At 59.5% G+C, this 16683-nt stretch carries 12 protein-coding genes; 5 read left to right on the plus strand and 7 right to left on the minus strand.

The window, feature by feature from the left end:
- The first annotated feature begins 39 nt into the window (after positions 1 to 39).
- Entirely contained in the window at positions 40 to 1239 is a 1200-nt protein-coding gene (locus tag ACIQWS_RS08320) for a UbiH/UbiF family hydroxylase (protein ID WP_403174545.1), read from the plus strand.
- Here the strand turns inward: ACIQWS_RS08320 and ACIQWS_RS08325 are convergent.
- The 3 genes from ACIQWS_RS08325 to ACIQWS_RS08335 form a co-directional block, all read right to left on the minus strand.
- Positions 1236 to 2582, minus strand: a complete 1347-nt coding sequence (locus ACIQWS_RS08325) for an Nramp family divalent metal transporter (protein WP_403174550.1) — start codon at positions 2580 to 2582, stop codon at positions 1236 to 1238. The genes ACIQWS_RS08320 and ACIQWS_RS08325 overlap by 4 nt on opposite strands.
- 341 nt (positions 2583 to 2923) lie before the next feature.
- On the minus strand, positions 2924 to 3565 hold the full coding sequence (locus ACIQWS_RS08330; RefSeq protein ID WP_403174554.1) for a class I SAM-dependent methyltransferase: 642 nt from the start codon (positions 3563 to 3565) through the stop codon (positions 2924 to 2926).
- A gap of 60 nt (positions 3566 to 3625) precedes the next feature.
- Positions 3626 to 4570 (minus strand): AEC family transporter, encoded by a 945-nt coding sequence (locus ACIQWS_RS08335; RefSeq protein WP_403174557.1) that lies wholly within the window; start codon positions 4568 to 4570, stop codon positions 3626 to 3628.
- 103 nt (positions 4571 to 4673) lie between these two features.
- On the opposite strand from ACIQWS_RS08335, the gene hspQ reads away from it, so the two are divergent.
- Positions 4674 to 5012 carry a heat shock protein HspQ gene (hspQ, locus tag ACIQWS_RS08340; protein WP_346307019.1) on the plus strand — a complete coding sequence of 113 codons (339 nt, stop codon included), beginning with the start codon at positions 4674 to 4676 and terminating at the stop codon, positions 5010 to 5012.
- 58 nt (positions 5013 to 5070) lie between these two features.
- On the opposite strand, the gene ACIQWS_RS08345 is transcribed toward hspQ, so the two are convergent.
- On the minus strand, positions 5071 to 5691 hold the full coding sequence (locus ACIQWS_RS08345) for an invasion associated locus B family protein (protein ID WP_223613314.1): 621 nt from the start codon (positions 5689 to 5691) through the stop codon (positions 5071 to 5073).
- 597 nt (positions 5692 to 6288) lie between these two features.
- Here ACIQWS_RS08345 and ACIQWS_RS08350 point away from each other — a divergent pair.
- Both ACIQWS_RS08350 and ACIQWS_RS08355 read left to right on the plus strand, forming a co-directional pair.
- Positions 6289 to 8067 carry an extracellular solute-binding protein gene (locus ACIQWS_RS08350; RefSeq protein WP_346307047.1) on the plus strand — a complete coding sequence of 593 codons (1779 nt, stop codon included), beginning with the start codon at positions 6289 to 6291 and terminating at the stop codon, positions 8065 to 8067.
- 10 nt (positions 8068 to 8077) lie between these two features.
- Positions 8078 to 8743, plus strand: coding sequence for a DsbA family oxidoreductase (locus ACIQWS_RS08355; protein WP_105733124.1), 666 nt, complete (start codon positions 8078 to 8080; stop codon positions 8741 to 8743).
- Between the two features lie 26 nt (positions 8744 to 8769).
- Here ACIQWS_RS08355 and mfd read toward each other — a convergent pair whose 3' ends face one another.
- Positions 8770 to 12267: a transcription-repair coupling factor gene (mfd, locus tag ACIQWS_RS08360; RefSeq protein ID WP_403174571.1), complete on the minus strand. Its 3498-nt coding sequence runs from the start codon at positions 12265 to 12267 to the stop codon at positions 8770 to 8772.
- A 6-nt stretch (positions 12268 to 12273) separates the two neighbouring features.
- Positions 12274 to 12561, minus strand: coding sequence for a succinate dehydrogenase assembly factor 2 (locus ACIQWS_RS08365; RefSeq protein ID WP_346307017.1), 288 nt, complete (start codon positions 12559 to 12561; stop codon positions 12274 to 12276).
- Between the two features lie 130 nt (positions 12562 to 12691).
- On the opposite strand from ACIQWS_RS08365, the gene recG reads away from it, so the two are divergent.
- Entirely contained in the window at positions 12692 to 14800 is a 2109-nt protein-coding gene (gene recG, locus ACIQWS_RS08370; RefSeq protein ID WP_403174576.1) for an ATP-dependent DNA helicase RecG, read from the plus strand.
- A 1-nt stretch (position 14801) separates the two neighbouring features.
- Here recG and glmS read toward each other — a convergent pair whose 3' ends face one another.
- The gene (glmS, locus tag ACIQWS_RS08375; RefSeq protein WP_223613310.1) at positions 14802 to 16625 is read right to left on the minus strand and encodes a glutamine--fructose-6-phosphate transaminase (isomerizing); all 1824 of its coding nucleotides are present in this window, start codon (positions 16623 to 16625) and stop codon (positions 14802 to 14804) included.
- Positions 16626 to 16683: the final 58 nt, after the last annotated feature.

Genomic DNA, 16683 nt, shown 5'->3' on the forward strand with positions numbered 1-16683 from the left:
CTGTTGAAAGCCAAAACGGCTTGGAAGCGGAGACAGATGATGACCAGCACCCGAACGGATCCCATTGTTGTTGCAGGAACCGGTCATGTCGGCCTGATTGCCGCCATTGCCCTTGGTCAGCACCTTGAAAACGTCGTCAGTCTCGGCGTTATCCCCACCGGCACAGACAAGCGCACGACGGCTCTGATGATGCCCGCCATCCGTTTTCTCCAGCGTATCGGTCTCTGGGATAGCATTGCGCCACATGCCGCCCCCATCGGATCCATGCGCATTCTCGATGGCACCAACCGGCTGGTCAGAAGCCCTGTGGTGACGTTCGAAGCCTCCGAGATCGACGAAGACGCCTTTGGCTACAACATCCCCAATGCCGCGCTCACCAAAACGCTCAGCAATGCGCTGAAGCAATCGCCGGTCCGCCATGTCGCCGCGTCGGCAACCCACTATCATCCGGTGGACAATGCCATGGCGGTCGAAGCCAGTGATGGTTCGGTGTTCACGGCCAACATCGTTATTGCCGCCGATGGCCGCTCGTCCCTGGCCCGGGAAGCAGCGGGCATCTCCGCGCGCACCTGGCAGTACAACCAGACTGCGGTGGTGCTCAGCTTCAGCCACACGCGCGATCATCATGATATTTCAACGGAATTTCACACGGAGCATGGCCCGTTCACGCAGGTGCCGCTGGCAGGGAAACGGTCAAGCCTCGTCTGGGTGACGACACCCGCCCATGCGGCGGAACTTCTGGACCTGAATGCGGAACAGCTGGCGGTCCGCGTCGAGGAACGCATGCAGTCCATGCTCGGCGCCGTCACCATCGATGTTGAAGCACAGGCCTGGCCGCTGTCGGGCCTTGTCCCGAACGCCTTTGCCCGCAACCGCGTGTTTCTGGCGGGCGAATCGGCGCATGTGTTTCCGCCCATTGGAGCGCAGGGACTCAATCTCGGCGTCCGGGATGTGGAAACACTGCTTGATACCCTGCCCGCCGATGGCAGCGATCTTGGCGCCACGGCGGTTGTTTCGGCCTATAACCGCAAGCGCAGCCCCGATATCATCGCCCGCACCGGCGCGGTCGACGCGCTGAACCGGTCATTGCTGTCGGACTTCCTGCCCGTGCAGATGGTGCGCAGCGGCGGCCTGGAACTGCTCCGTACCTTCTCGCCGCTGCGCAGTTTTCTCATGCGTGAGGGTCTGCGCCCCGGCAGCGGCTTTCGCTGGCCGCGCCGGGAAGGAAAGCGCGCCTAAACGAGAACAAAGTCCAGCAGCAGCTTGATGTTCAGCACGGCAATCACCACCGCAATGATCATGGCAAGCACCGTGAGCCATTTCGGCGAGACCAGGACACCCATTTTGGTCTTGCTGGCGGTGAACATGACCAGCGGAAACACGGCAAAGGACAGCTGAAGGCTGAGCACGACCTGCGTCAGGATCAAAAGCTTGGCCGTTCCGCTGTCGCCGTACCAGACGGTCACCGCCCCCGCTGGAACAATGGCAATGGCACGGGTGATCAACCGGCGCAGCCAGGGCGCCAGCCTGATTTTCAAAAAGCCTTCCATCACGATCTGTCCGGCCAGTGTCGCCGTCACCGTCGAGTTGATGCCGCAGCACAGCAAGGCGATACCGAACAGGGTCGGGGCGAAACCCCAGCCGAGGAGCGGCGCAAGCAGTGAATGCGCTTCGCCGAGTTCCGCCACTTCGGTCCGCCCCGTCTTGTTGAAGGTCGCGGCGGCAAGGATCAGGATCGCCGCGTTGATGACCAGGGCAAAGGTCAGCGCAATGGTGGAGTCCCACGTGGCATACTTCAGCGCCTGACGCTTTTCCGGCGTGGTGTGGCCGTAGTCGCGCGTCTGGATGATGCCGGAGTGCAGATAGAGATTGTGCGGCATCACCGTCGCGCCGAGAATGCCAAGCGCGAGATAGAGCATTTCCGGGTTGGTGACGATTTCCGTTGTCGGGGCAAATCCCTTGATCACGGCGGCCCAATCGGGATCCGCGAGGAAAATCTGGATGCCGAAGCACAGCGCAATCACGCCCAGCAGCGTGATGATCAGCGCTTCCACCCAGCGGAAGCCAAGCTTTTGCAGATAGAGGATCAGGAAAACGTCGAGCGCGGTGATCAGGACGCCGAGTTCAAGCGGGATGCCGAAAATCAGGTTGAGACCGATCGCGGTGCCGATGACTTCAGCAATGTCCGTGGCGATGATGGCAAGCTCCGCCATGAACCAGAGCGTATAGGCAACCGGCCGTGGAAAGGCATCGCGGCAGGCCTGCGCCAGGTCCCTGCCCGATCCGATTGCCAGACGCGCGCAAAGCGCCTGCAGGACCACGGCCATGATGTTGGAGACCAGCGCGACGACAAGCAGCGTGTAGCCGAACTTCGAACCGCCGGCGAGCGATGTCGCCCAGTTTCCCGGATCCATATAGCCCACGGCAACCAGATAGCCCGGTCCCACAAAGGCTGCGGCCCTGCGCCAACCCGGTCCCGCTGTCCTGACAGCAACCGAGCGATGCACATCCGAAAGCGATGCATCACCCCGTTCGCGCCGCCAGCCTTCGTCCGTATCGGCTGCCTGCCGCAAGGAATCCATGAAATACCTCTAATCGCAATTGCAAATCATTCGCAATAGTACACAGAAAGCCTTTGCCCACAAGGGCCGTCTTCCTGCGACGAAACAGCCCACATTGGGAAGGAAAGACGCCATCATGTCCGGGAACGCTCGAAAAGCCTGCAGCACGTTTTGTGCGTGGTTCGACAAGCTCACCATGAGGGAAAGCGAGGATTGCAGGGAGCCGTGTTCTGCAACGTTCGCGATTGGCGTGCAGCTCTCCACCTCCCTCATGGTGAGCTTGTCGAACCACGCACAAAGGTCATGCCTGCATTGTCTGGAAAACACAGGCGCTGCGGCAGACAAAACCTGCAGGCATCGCCTCAGATCAGTTCAAAAACACCGGCATTCACTTTTGCGTCCGTCACTTGCCCGAAATCCGGCACCGCATATTCCGCAATGAGCCGGAGCCGCTCGCGCGGAAGATGTGCCCGGCCGGGATCGCCGATAAGAACCTTGGCGCCCACCAGAAGACAGCGATCGAGGAAAAGCAGAACACGCTGCGCGAGGTCGGGCGCGTAAAACAGATCGCCAACAGCAACCAGATCGACAACCATCGCCGGGCCAGCCGTCAGATCCGCATGCATCGATGTCAAGCAGACACCGTTGAGATCGGCATTGAGCTGTTGCGCGGCAATGGCATTCCTGTCTGTTTCGGCGGCGGCCACATGGATCGCACCTGCCTTTGCCGCCGCTATGCCAACAATCCCTGAACCCGATCCAAGATCCAGCACGCGCTGCCCCTTCACGACCTCCGGGTGATCGAGAAAATAACGGGCGAGCACTGCCCCGCCCGCCCAATGATAGGCCCAGTATGGCGGTTCGGGATCGGGATTGGCATCGGAGGCGATAAGGCGGCGCAATCCGCTCGCCGGCGTGGCGCTGTGGAGCACAATTTCCGGAACTGCCGGGACAGCCATGACAGGCATATGCGCCTGAATGAATTCCGCACGATCTATGGTCAAAAGCGCTCCGGCAACACGGCCACGGCCCGGCCGTTCGCCGGGTGGACCTGCAGTTCCTTATCAGGGAATGAGGCCGTGCGTCATCACGTAAAGCCACAGGGTCAGGGTCACGACTGAAAACAGCGTGGTTGCCAGGATGCTGCTCGAAGCCCGTTCGACCCAGACCCCATATTGCTGGGCAATGACAAAAACATTGGTTGCCGTCGGCAGCGCCGCCAGCAGCATGGCGGTGTACACCCAGATCGGCGGGAAATCGCCGGCAAGGTGAAGGATGCCGTAGATAAGCAATGGCTGGAAAACCAGCTTGATCGGGACAATCAGATAGAGTTCCGGCGGCACCCGCTTCAGGGGGCGCAAGGCAAGGGTGACGCCCATGGCAAAGAGCGCACAGGGTGCGGCGGCCTTGGCCAGCAGATCAATGAGCCTGTCGATGGACGCGGGCGGTTCGAACCCGGTGACAGCAGCGACGACGCCCAGAATGGTTGCGATGATGAAGGGGTGCAGGAAGATCTTCTTGAGCACACTGACCGCCAGTTCATGCGGGCGGCGCTTGTCTTTGCCGGACAACGCCATCATGAGGGGCGCCATGACAAAATGCAGCGTGTTGTCAAAACAGAAGATCAGGGCAACCGGTACGGCAGCGGGTGCGCCGAAAGCCATGATGGCCAATCCCGGCCCCATATAACCAATATTGCCATAGGCGGCGGCGAGGCCCTGAATGGTGCTTTCGTCTATTTTGCGCGTTCTGAAAAAAGCAAAGCCGAACATCACCAGAAAAACACAAAGTGTTGATGCGGTGCAGCCGATAATAAAGGCCCACTGAGTCAGCTCAGCGACAGGTGTCTTTGAAAGGATCTGGAAAAACAGTGCCGGCAACGCCACATAGACAATGAAAACGTTCATCCATCCCAACGCTTCCAACGGCTGACGACTGATGCGGGCAACCAGGAATCCCAGAAAGATCAGGCCGAAAAATGGGAGAACGAGATTGAAAACGCTGAGCATGACGAGCTTTGACTGTTGGGAACGCGACCGGAAATGGCAGGACGCCATCGATGCTCGCACGATTTGATGGAGACAGGTATGTCTCTGATATCTATAATGAATGATGATGATGAAACAAATACGCCACGCAAAATTTCAGATCGGGCAGGTTGTAAGCCACCGGATATTCGCTTTTCGCGGCGTAATTTTCGATGTCGATCCTGAATTCAACAACACCGAAGAATGGTATCAAGCCATTCCCGAAGATATCCGGCCAAGCCGCGACCAGCCCTTTTACCATCTCTTTGCCGAGAACGCCGACAGCGAGTATGTGGCCTATGTCTCCGAGCAGAATCTTGTCGCCGATACATCCGGCGTTCCCTTGCGGCATCCGCAGATCAAGGACATGTTCGACAAGCCGCTAAATGGTGTCTACCGGGTCAAAAGTCCGCATATCAACTGAGAAACCCCACAATAAAAAAGGGACGCCAAAGCGTCCCTTTTCCGTGTCGATGGTTCGATCAGTTTCCGGCCTTGGCCTTCGCCTGCTCGGCCTTCATCTTGTCTTCGAATTCCTTCTGGCGCTTCTGGACTTCTTCCTGAAGCGTCTTCTGGCGATCTTCGATTTCCGACTGCTGCAGGCCGGGGCCGTCAAACGCCTGGCTGAAACCGGTCAGCGCAACGGTGATCGGATTTGGCTTGTTCTGGAAGTTGACCGAAGTCAGCGTCAGCTGATTGCCCTTCTTGAAGGCAGCGACGAGTTCATCCGACATGGCGACTTCCGAAATGCAGCGATCCGGGAAGCAGATGGCGAAATCGATCTTCTGGGTCTTGCCGCCATTGATCTGCAGTCCAACGCCTGGACCGATCAGACGGCCGGTCGGCACGGAAACCTGGAAAATCTTGCGATTGACCTTGCCCTTGATTTCGATGAGGTTGACGGCAGTCAGAAGCTGGCCGCTATCGGCGGTCACGATGTTCTGCGTGTTGCAGATGTCGTTTTCTTCCTGCTTGGAGCAAACCTTGAACCAACCCTGCGGCGTTCTCTGCTGCTGGGCTGATGCTGGTACTGCCGCGGCGGCGAGTAATGCAATTGCACCCGCGATGGATGCGGTTGCAGCGAATGTCTTCGGGTTGGACATGGTCAACTGGTTCCTTTCAGCGCACTTATCCGAAGTGTAACTTGATCACTTAGAATTGCTTTCTCTGGATTGGTTACCAAATGAGGCAACAGAGTGACCCTTCGTCTCGAACGCCGTGTTACACTGCATGTTAATGCAAATCCAGACTACTTTTAGGGTCAAGACCCATTAACATGATCGAAATGGCGCCTGAAACGGCAAGAAGATGCCGCGCATGTTCCGGTCCGGCCTCAGGCCGGGCCGAAAGGCGCATGCGCAAGTCGATATTTGGAGCATGGTCTTGCCCGAAAAGTCGAACAACTTTTCGGGACCATGCTCTGAGAGACGCGAAGGGCGGGGTCTTTCCCCCGGGCCGAGCGGCTCGACACAGCAGCTTGCAGCCGTTTCGGCGTCCGCAGGATATGGTCCATTTCGACCAGATTAATGGGTCTTGACCCTAGCTCTGTTGTCATTTCAGGAAGATGATTACACCCCTTTGGCCGCAGAATCGTCATGAGATGGTAATCTCGTGGGCGAATCAAAGGAAAATCCCGCCAAAGGGACCATAAGGTTGAGACAATGCTGAAGAAAAGTTTCCAGATTCTGGCCCTGCTGACCATGACTTGTTCGATGACAAGCGCGGTTCTTGCCGAGCCAAAACATGGAATCGCCATGCGCGGCGAGCCTGCCCTGCCCGCTGATTACCCCTATTTCCCCTATGTGAATCCCGATGCACCCAAGGGTGGCTCGATAACCTATGGCGTGGTCGGCACATTCGACAGTCTCAATCCCTTTCTGATCAAGAGCATGCGCACCTATGCGCGTGGCACGTTCGGCGATGCCGAATTTGGAAATCTGGTCTACGAAACGCTGATGCAGCGCAGCGCCGACGAGCCGTTCACCATGTATGGCTTGCTGGCGGAAAAGGTGGAGACCAACGAGGAACGCACATTCGTTGAATTCACGCTGAATCCGAAGGCAAAATGGTCCGATGGCCAGCCCGTCACGCCGGATGACGTGATCTTCACCTTCAATCTCCTAACGGAGAAAGGGCGCCCGCCCTTCAACACGCGGACGAAACTGATCTCGAAGATCGAACAGGTCGGCGAGCACGGCGTCCGCATCACGTTCAATGATCAGGCCAACCGGGAATTCCCCCTCATTCTCGCGCTGATGCCGGTTTTACCGAAGCATGCCATCGATGCTGACAATTTTGACCGGTCGCCGCTTGCCATCCCGGTTGGCAGCGGGCCCTATGTGGTGTCGCAGGTGCAGCCGGGGCAGCGTATCGTCTTCAAGCGCGATCCCAATTACTGGGCGGCGGATTTGCCGAGCCGGCGCGGCTTCAACAATTACGACGTGATCACGGTGGAATATTTCCGCAATCTGCAGGCGCAGTTCGAAGCATTCAAGAAGGGTGTTTTTGACGTGTTCATGGAAGGTGACCCCAACAAGTGGGCTTCTTCCTACGGCTTTCCCGCCTTCAATGACGGGCGCGTCGTCAAAAAGACGTTTGAGACCCATTCGCCCGCCAATGTCTATGGGTTTGTCTTCAATACCCGCCGCGACGAGTTCAAGGACCGGTATGTCCGCGAGGCGCTTGCCCTGATGTTCGATTTCGAGTGGACCAACCGCAACCTCTATGCCGGACGCTATCAGCGCCTGGCCAGCTATTGGCAGGGCTCGGAATTGTCGGCGCTCGGAAAGCCCGCCGATGCAACCGAACGCGCCATTCTTGCCCCGTACCCCGACGCAGTTCTTCCCGAAGTCATGGATGGCACCTACACGCCGGCCACGACGGACGGCTCGGGCCGCGATCGCAAGGAAATGAAGCGCGCCTACGATCTGCTGGTCAGCCGCGGTTACGCGATCAAGGACGAGCAGATGCTCGATCCGAACGGCAATCCGCTGAGTTTCGAAATTTTGACCCGTTCCGTGGCCGAGGAGCGGCTGGGTATCGCCTACAAGCGCACGCTGGAGCGCCTCGGTATCGCGGTCACGATCCGCACGGTCGATGACGCGCAGTATCAGAAACGCCTGCAAACCTTTGATTATGATGTGATTCTTGGCGCCTATTCCGGGTCCCTCTCGCCGGGATATGAACAATATGCCCGCTGGGGCAGCCAATCGAAGAACATCGAGGGCAGCTTCAACTATGCCGGCGTTGCCGACCCGGTTGTCGACGCGCTGATTGACAAGATGCTTGCCGTCCACGGCCAGGCGGAATTTGTCAGCATCGTGCGCGCCCTCGACAGAGTGCTGATCTCCGGCCATTATATGGTGCCAATTTACTACCAGCCCGAGCAATGGATTGCCTATTGGGCGCATCTGCAACACCCGGACAAGACATCTCTCAACGGCTACCAGCTTCAGACGTGGTGGTCTGACAAACGATAGGTTGAATATCATGACCGAAAAGAAATTTACCATCGACGTTGTGTCGGATGTTGTCTGCCCCTGGTGCTTTGTCGGCCGCAAGCGGCTGGAAAGCGCCCTCGCCCTCAATCCCGATCTGGACGTGACGGTCAACTGGCGTCCGTTTCAGCTGGACCCGACGCTTCCGAAACAGGGCAAGGACCGCAACCGCTACATGACTGAGAAATTCGGCAGCTCGGACCGTATTTTTGAAGTGCATCAGCAATTGATCGAGCTCGGCAAGGAAGAAGGCATCGAGTTCGACTTCGAGGCCATCGAGATTGCCCCCAATACACTGGACGCGCATCGCCTGATCCGCTGGGCCTCGCAGGCCGGTCCCGATATCCAGGACAAGATCGTCGGCATTCTCTTTTCCTATTATTTTGAACAGGGAAAGAACATCGGCGACCATCAGGTGCTGATCGAGGCGGCTGAAGAAGGTGGCATGGACAGCGCCATCGTCGCCAGCCTGCTGCCAACCGATGCGGACAGCGTCGGCGTGCGCCAGGAAATCGACACCGCCAACCAGATCGGCGTGCGCGGTGTGCCCTGCTTCATCCTGGATCAGAAATATGCGGTCATGGGCGCACAGTCCGCCGATGCGCTGGCCGATGCCATCCGCCAGACAGCCGACGGTTTCGAACCCCGCCCGACCTGATATGAAGCGCCGGTGGAGGCTGGCCGCTACGCTGCGGCCAGTTTCGCCAGCTGGGTCATCACGACGGCAGCGCCATTCAGGCGCTTTTCCGCGGTTGGCCAATCGCGCACGAACACGATGCTCTGGTCCGGGCGGATTTTCGCCATCGAGCCCTGCTCGCCGATCATCTTCACCAATGCCGCCGGATTGCTGAACGTCTTGTTGCGGAACTGGATGACGATGCCCTTCGGCCCGGCATCGAGCTTGTCAACATTGGCACGGCGGCACAGCGCCTTGATGTAGACAATCTTGAGAAGATGCTGCACTTCATCCGGCAAGGGTCCGAACCGGTCGATCAGCTCGGCGCCAAAGCCGTCGATATCCTGCAGTTCCTCCAGATCGGCGAGACGGCGATACAGCCCCAGCCGCAATTGCAGGTCCGGCACGTAGGTTTCCGGAATCATCACCGCCGTACCGACCGCAATCTGCGGCGACCAGTGACCATCCTCGACCTCGCCCGTCCCCTTGATCTCCGCGACCGCCTCTTCCAGCATCTGCTGGTAGAGCTCGAAGCCGACTTCCTTGATATGGCCGGACTGTTCTTCGCCGAGCAGATTGCCAGCCCCGCGAATATCCATGTCGTGGCTCGCCAGCTGGAAACCGGCACCGAGCGTATCGAGCGATTGCAACACTTTCAGCCGCCGGTCGGCCATCTGCGTCAGCATCTTGTTGGCGGGCAGCGTGAACAGGGCAAAAGCGCGCTGCTTCGATCGGCCGACACGGCCGCGCAACTGGTAGAGCTGGGCAAGACCGAACATGTCGGCGCGGTGGATGATCAGCGTGTTGGCCGTCGGGATATCAAGACCGGATTCAACGATGGTCGTCGACAACAATACGTCGTATTGCCCGTCATAGAAGGCATTCATGATGTCGTCGAGTTCGCCCGGTGGCATCTGACCGTGCGCGACGGCGACTTTCAGCTCCGGCACCTGCGAATCCAGAAATTCCTTGATCTCGCTGAGGTCCGAAATGCGCGGGCAGACATAGAAGCTCTGACCGCCGCGATAACGCTCGCGCAGCAATGTTTCGCGGATAACCAGCGGATCGAATGGCGAGACGAACGTGCGCACGGCCATGCGGTCGACCGGTGGCGTGGTGATAAGCGACAATTCGCGAACGCCGGTCAGCGCCAGCTGCAATGTGCGCGGGATCGGCGTTGCCGACAGGGTCAGCACGTGGACGTCGGATTTGAGATCCTTCAGCCGTTCCTTGTGCTTGACGCCGAAATGCTGCTCTTCGTCGATGATCAGAAGACCGAGATTCTTGAACTTGATGCCCTGCCCAAGCAAGGCGTGGGTGCCGACGACAATATCGACCTGTCCTTCGGCAATACCCTTCTTGTTCTCGGCCAGTTCCTTGGCGCCCACCAGCCGCGACGCCTGCGCTACATTGACCGGCAATCCCTGGAAGCGCGTTGAAAAGGTCTTGTAATGCTGGCGCGACAACAGCGTGGTTGGCACGACCACGGCCACCTGAACCCCGTTGAGCGCGGCGACGAAGGCGGCGCGCAGCGCCACTTCCGTCTTGCCGAAGCCCACATCGCCGCAGATCAGCCGGTCCATCGGCTTGCCAAGCGAAAGATCATCGATAACGGCCTCAATGGCCCGGTCCTGATCTTCCGTCTCTTCGTAGGGGAAACGCGCGGCAAACTCGCCATAAAGCCCATCGGGCGGCGTAAGCACGGGCGCGCCGCGCATCTGCCGTTCAGCGGCAATGCGGATGAGGTGACCGGCAATCTCCAGCAGGCGCTTCTTCAGCTTGGCCTTGCGCGCCTGCCAGGCACCGCCGCCCAGCTTGTCGAGCACCGCCGTCGAGCTCTCCGAGCCAAACCGGGACAGGAGTTCGATGTTTTCAACCGGAAGGAACAGACGGTCATCGCCCGCATAGTGGATTTCCAGGCAATCATGCGGCGCACCGGCTGCCGTGATCGTCCGCAAGCCGACAAACCGGCCGATGCCATGGTCAACGTGCACGACAATATCGCCGGCATTCAGCGCCGCCACTTCGCTGATGAAATCCTGATCGCGCTTGCGGCGCTTGGAACGGCGAATGAGCCGGTCGCCCAGAATATCCTGTTCGGCGACGACAACGAGATCGCCCGCGTCGAAACCGGTTTCCAGCGACAGGATGCCCGCCGTAATCTTGTCGCGCGCCAGCGCCTTGACCGTGCGCAGGTCTTCGACCAGTTCGATCTTTTCCAGCCCATGCTCGTTCAGAACCTGGATGAGCCGGTCACGCGAACCCTCACTCCATGCGGCCAGCAGCACTTTTTTGCCGGCGGCCCGCTCATCGGCGATATGCTTGACCACACTGTCAAACACATTGGCGTCCTTGGCCGTGCGTTCCTCGACAAAGGTACGCCCGCGATGCGCGCCGGCGTGAATGACGGAGCGGCCGGTCGCGAACGGCGCATCGAACGGCGAGAAGTCGACCCGCATGCCCGAGGCCACCGCCGCGGCTTCCACCTCCGCCGGTGTCAGGTAGAGCGAGCCCGGCTCGACGGGCTTGTAGGGCACCGCCTCGCCCGGTTCCGTGCCATCCGACTGCTTCTTGCGCGCCTCATAGTGATCGACCACCATCTTGTGGCGTTCAGCCATCGCCTCATGCGCCAGATGATCGAAGATGACAGGCATGCGGCCCGCATGGTCGAAGACGGTTTCCATGCGCTCGTAGAACAGCGGCAGCCAGTGCTCCATGCCGGCAAAGCGGCGGCCTTCCGATATCGCCTGATACAGCGCATCGTCACGCGACGGCGCGCCGAATTTCTGCACATAGTGCGAGCGGAACCGGCTGATCGTCTCCGGCGAGAGCGTGATTTCGCTCATCGGCTGCATCGAGAATTCGGTTTTCTGGCTGGATGTGCGCTGTGACGCAGCGTCGAATGTGCGGATGGATTCCAGCGTGTCCCCGAAGAAATCAAGCCGCAGCGGCTCTTCGGCGCCGGGCACGAACAGGTCGAGAATGCCGCCGCGCACGGCATACTCGCCCACATCCCGAACTGTTGAAACGCGCTCAAACCCATTGTTTTCAAGACGTTGAACAAGCGCGTTCATGTCAATTCTGTTGCCGGGCTTCGCGAGAAAGAGCTGTTCGGCCAGGACTTTGCGCGGCGGCAGCTTTTGCAGCACCGCATTGGCGGTCGCAAGGATGACGCCGGGGTGTTTCTGATCGCGCAGCGCCGCAAGGCCAGCCAGCGCCGCCAGGCGCCGCGCCGCCGTGTCCGAACCGGGTGACACGCGGTCATAGGGCAGGCAGTCCCAGGCGGGCAGTTGCAGCACCGGCAGATCGGGCTGAACGAAGCTGAGCACCTGTTCGATGTCGGCGACGCGCTGACCATCGCTGGCGATGAACAGCACGGGACCGCCCGCTCCCGCCTCGGCGACCACCTTGGCAAGCGCAAATGCTTCATATCCGTCGACCACACCATCAATGACGACGTGTCCGTTGATATCCGGTTTCAGTCCGAGTTTGGAAAAGGCATTCATGTCGAATCAGAATTTCATTGCGTTGCGGGAAGCCAGAATCCTGTGAAAGATCGGCGTATCGAATTCTTCGGGAACCTCGGCTTCCCCTGTAACCCATTTCAGCAGGTCGCGGTCGAGCGCTTCCATCAGCGCTTCATACTGGTCGAGTTCCGCCTCCGTCAGGCTTTCGATGTGCGCATCGGCAAACTGTCCGAGAATCAGATCCATCTCGCGCATGCCGCGATGCCAGGAACGGAAGAGGATTTTGCGCTGTCTTGGCGGCAGATCAACTGTTGAACGACTGCTTCCGGTCATGGACAGTCTCCCTTGAAATATCGTGAAAAGGCTTCGATGGTCGGGAAGCCAAAGGATTGCGGCTGGGTATAGCGCGCATTGGCGCCGCTGTCAGCCTTGCAACACGCTTTGAAGACGTTAAACCTAGGGAATGCGTCCTTCACTGCTCGATCCCCTTTTTGCTTCTGTTCGCTCGCTGCCCGGCATCGGGCCGAAAGTGACTGATCTGCTTGCCACGCTGCTGGGAACGCAGCCACCCGGAACCGAACCGCGCGTCGGCAATCTGGTCTACCTGCCGCCCAACAGTGTCATCGACCGGCGCAATCGTCCCGGCATCGCCCATGCACCGGAAGGCGCCATCGTCACGCTGGAACTGCGTGTCGACCGCCATCAGCCGGCACCAAGCGGGCGAAGCAACTTGCCGCACCGGGTTTTTGCCCATGACGATACAGGGGAAATAGGGCTTGTTTTCTTTCATGCCAAAAAGGCGTGGCTTGAAAACACTCTGCCCGTGGGTGAAACGGTCATCGTTTCCGGCCGCATGGAATGGTTCAACGGCCGTCCGACCATGGTTCACCCCGACCATATCGCCAGCATCGCCGATGCAGCGTCGCTGCCGCTGGTCGAACCGGTTTATCCGCTGACGGCGGGCCTGTCGCCCAAGGTCCTGGCACGCGGCATACACGAAGCGCTGGCACGCACACCGGAATTGCCTGAGTGGATCGAAGCGCCCGTGCTGGCAAAACACGCGTTTCCCACGCACCGGCAGGCGCTTGAAACGATTCATCGGCCGCAGGACCCTTCCGATATCGCACTGGATCATCCCGCGCGCCAGCGGCTTGCCTATGACGAGTTTTTGGCAGGTCAGCTGGCTCTCGCGCTTGTGCGCCTGAAAACCCGCCGGTTGTCCGGCCGCAAGCTGGAGGGCGACGGCAGCCTGAAAGCCAGGGTCATCGCGGCCTTGCCCTATGATCTGACGGGCAGCCAGCAGCAGGCGATCAAGGAAATCATCGCCGATCTGCGCCAGCCGGAACGGATGCTCAGACTGCTGCAGGGTGACGTCGGATCCGGTAAAACCATCGTCGGCCTTTTGGCCATGGCGCACGCCGCCGAATCCGGCGGACAATCCGCGCTGATGGTGCCCACGGAAGTTCTGGCCCGGCAGCACTATGCCACCATTGCGCCGCTTGCGGCCAAGGCGGGCCTGCGGACAGCCCTGCTGACCGGCCGGGAAAAGGGTCGCGAGCGTGAAGACATTCTTGATGGCCTGCGTTCTGGCGCTATCCACATCGTCATCGGCACGCATGCGCTCTTTCAGGAAAAGGTGAACTACCACGACCTTGTCTTTGTAATCATTGATGAACAACATCGGTTCGGCGTGCATCAACGGCTGCTGCTTCAGTCCAAGGGATCTGCACCGGATATGCTGGTCATGACAGCGACGCCCATTCCGCGCACGCTGGTTCTGACCGCTTTCGGCGATATGGATGTGTCGAAACTGACAGAAAAACCCGCCGGGCGCCGACCAATTACCACTGCCATCCTGCCGATGGAGCGCTTGAGCGAGCTGGTCGACCGCATGCGCCGCGCCATCGCCGACGGGCAGAAAATCTACTGGATCTGCCCGCTGGTCGAGGAATCGGAACTGGTCGACCTGGTTTCGGCTGAAGAGCGTTTCCAGTCGCTGCAGCCCTTGCTGGGTAATCAGATCGGCCTTGTCCATGGCCGCATGACGGGGCCGGAAAAAGACGCCGCCATGCTGGCCTTCAAGAATGGCGAGACACGCCTGCTGATTGCAACCACAGTCATCGAAGTCGGTGTGGATGTGCCCGATGCAACGATCATCGTGATCGAACATGCCGAGCGGTTCGGTCTTGCCCAGCTGCATCAGCTGCGCGGGCGTGTCGGGCGCGGCGACAAGCCGTCAACCTGCCTGCTGCTTTACAAGGGCCCGCTCGGCGAAGTGGCACGGGCGCGCCTGGAAATCATGCGCGAGACGGAAGACGGTTTCCGCATTGCCGAGGAAGACCTGAAGCTGCGCGGCGAAGGCGAATTGCTGGGCACCCGCCAATCCGGCACGCCGGGTTTTCGCCTCGCCAGCATCGAGGCGCATCAGGAGCTTCTCGAAATCGCCAGAAAGGATGCGCGCTATATTCTCGGGCGCGATCCGGAACTGCAGAGCGCGCGTGGCGAAGCCTTGCGCGTCCTGCTCTATCTCTTCGAGCGCGATGAAGCCGTCCGGCTGCTCCGCGCCGGATGAACTATTCCACCGTGACCGATTTTGCCAGATTGCGCGGCTGATCCACGTCCGTTCCCATGAACACCGCCGTGTAGTAAGCCAGCATCTGGATCGGCAGCGCATAGATGATCGGCGTGATGATTTCGGGCATATCCGGCAGAATGACCGTATGCATGGTTTTCAGCGTGCTTGCCGCCGCGCCGCGCTCATCGGTGATCAGGATGATCTTGCCGCCGCGCGCTGCCACTTCCTGCATGTTCGATACGGTTTTTTCAAACCAGTGGTCATAGGGGGCAATGACGATGACCGGCATGGATTCATCGATCAGCGCGATCGGGCCATGTTTCAACTCGCCCGCCGCATACCCCTCCGCATGAATATAGGAAATTTCCTTCAGCTTCAGCGCGCCTTCCAGCGCCAGCGGGAAACTCGTGCCGCGGCCGAGATAAAGCGCATGCTTCACCTGCGAGAGATCGCGGCTGATCGCCTCCATCTGCTGCTCGAGCTTCAGGGCCTGTGTCGCATAGCGCGGAATTTCGGAGAGTTCATGCACCAGACGGCGCTCGTCTTCTTCCGAAATGGTCCCGCGCATCTTGCCGGCAATAACCGCAAGCGACGCGAGCACCGACAACTGGCAGGTGAACGCCTTGGTGGAGGCAACGCCGACTTCCGGACCGGCCAAGGTCGGGAAGATGGTGTCCGACTCGCGCGCCATGGTCGATTCCCGCACATTGACCACAGAACTGATGGTCAATCCCTGCTGCTTGCAGTAGCGCAGCGACGCCAGCGTATCGGCGGTTTCGCCGGACTGGGAGACAAACAGCGCAAGGCTGTCCTTGGACAGGGGCATTTCACGATAGCGGAATTCCGAGGCCACATCGATATCGACGGGAAGCCGCGCGATCTGCTCGAACCAGTATTTGCCGATCAGTCCGGCATAGTAAGCCGTTCCGCAGGCGGAGGCTGCAATCCGGTCGACCCTGGCAAAATCGACGGGTGCCGCATCGCTGCGGATAATGCCCTTGGAAAAATCGAGATAATTGGCCAGCGTATGAGAAATCACTTCGGGCTGTTCATGGATTTCCTTTTCCATGAAGTGCCGGTGATTGCCTTTGCTGACGAGGAACGCCGTACCGGCTGATTTTTCGATGCGGCGCTGCACGGTTGCACCGGCCTCGTCATAGATCACCACACCCTTGCGCGTCAGCACGGCCCAATCGCCGTCTTCCAGATAGGACAGGCGGTCGGTGAACGGGGCAAGCGCAATGGCATCCGAGCCCAGATACATCTCGCCGTCACCATAACCGACCGCAAGCGGCGGACCGTTGCGCGCCGCAATCAGCAGGTCGTCTTCGCCCTTGAACATGATGGCAATGGCAAAGGCACCGCGCAGCTGCGGCAAAGTCTGGCGAACGGCTTCAACGGGCGCAAGACCGCGATCCAGCGCACGCGTCACCAGGTGCGCGACCGTCTCCGTATCGGTTTCGGTCTCGAAGACGTAGCCGTCTTTTTCCAGCATGCTGCGCAGTTCGGCAAAATTCTCGATAATGCCGTTGTGAATAACCGCAAGACGCGGCGTGGTATGCGGGTGCGCATTGCGCACCGTCGGCGCTCCATGCGTGGCCCAGCGGGTGTGGCCGATGCCGATGGTTCCGGAAAGCGGCTGGTCCTTCAGCAGCGTATCGAGATTGACGAGCTTGCCTTCGGCGCGCCGCCGGTCGAGGACACCCTCGTCCAGCGTTGCAACACCGGCGGAATCATAACCGCGATATTCCAAGCGTTTCAGCGCGTCCACCAGCAAAGGCGCAACCTGCTCGCGTCCGATAATTCCTACAATACCGCACATAAAAAGCTCCGATGGCTCAGGGTCTCGATTTCAACCTGCCTAGAGGGAATCCGTACCG

Origin of the sequence: Phyllobacterium sp. NPDC097923, assembly GCF_044760925.1 — a bacterium.
Classification (GTDB): domain Bacteria; phylum Pseudomonadota; class Alphaproteobacteria; order Rhizobiales; family Rhizobiaceae; genus Phyllobacterium; species Phyllobacterium calauticae.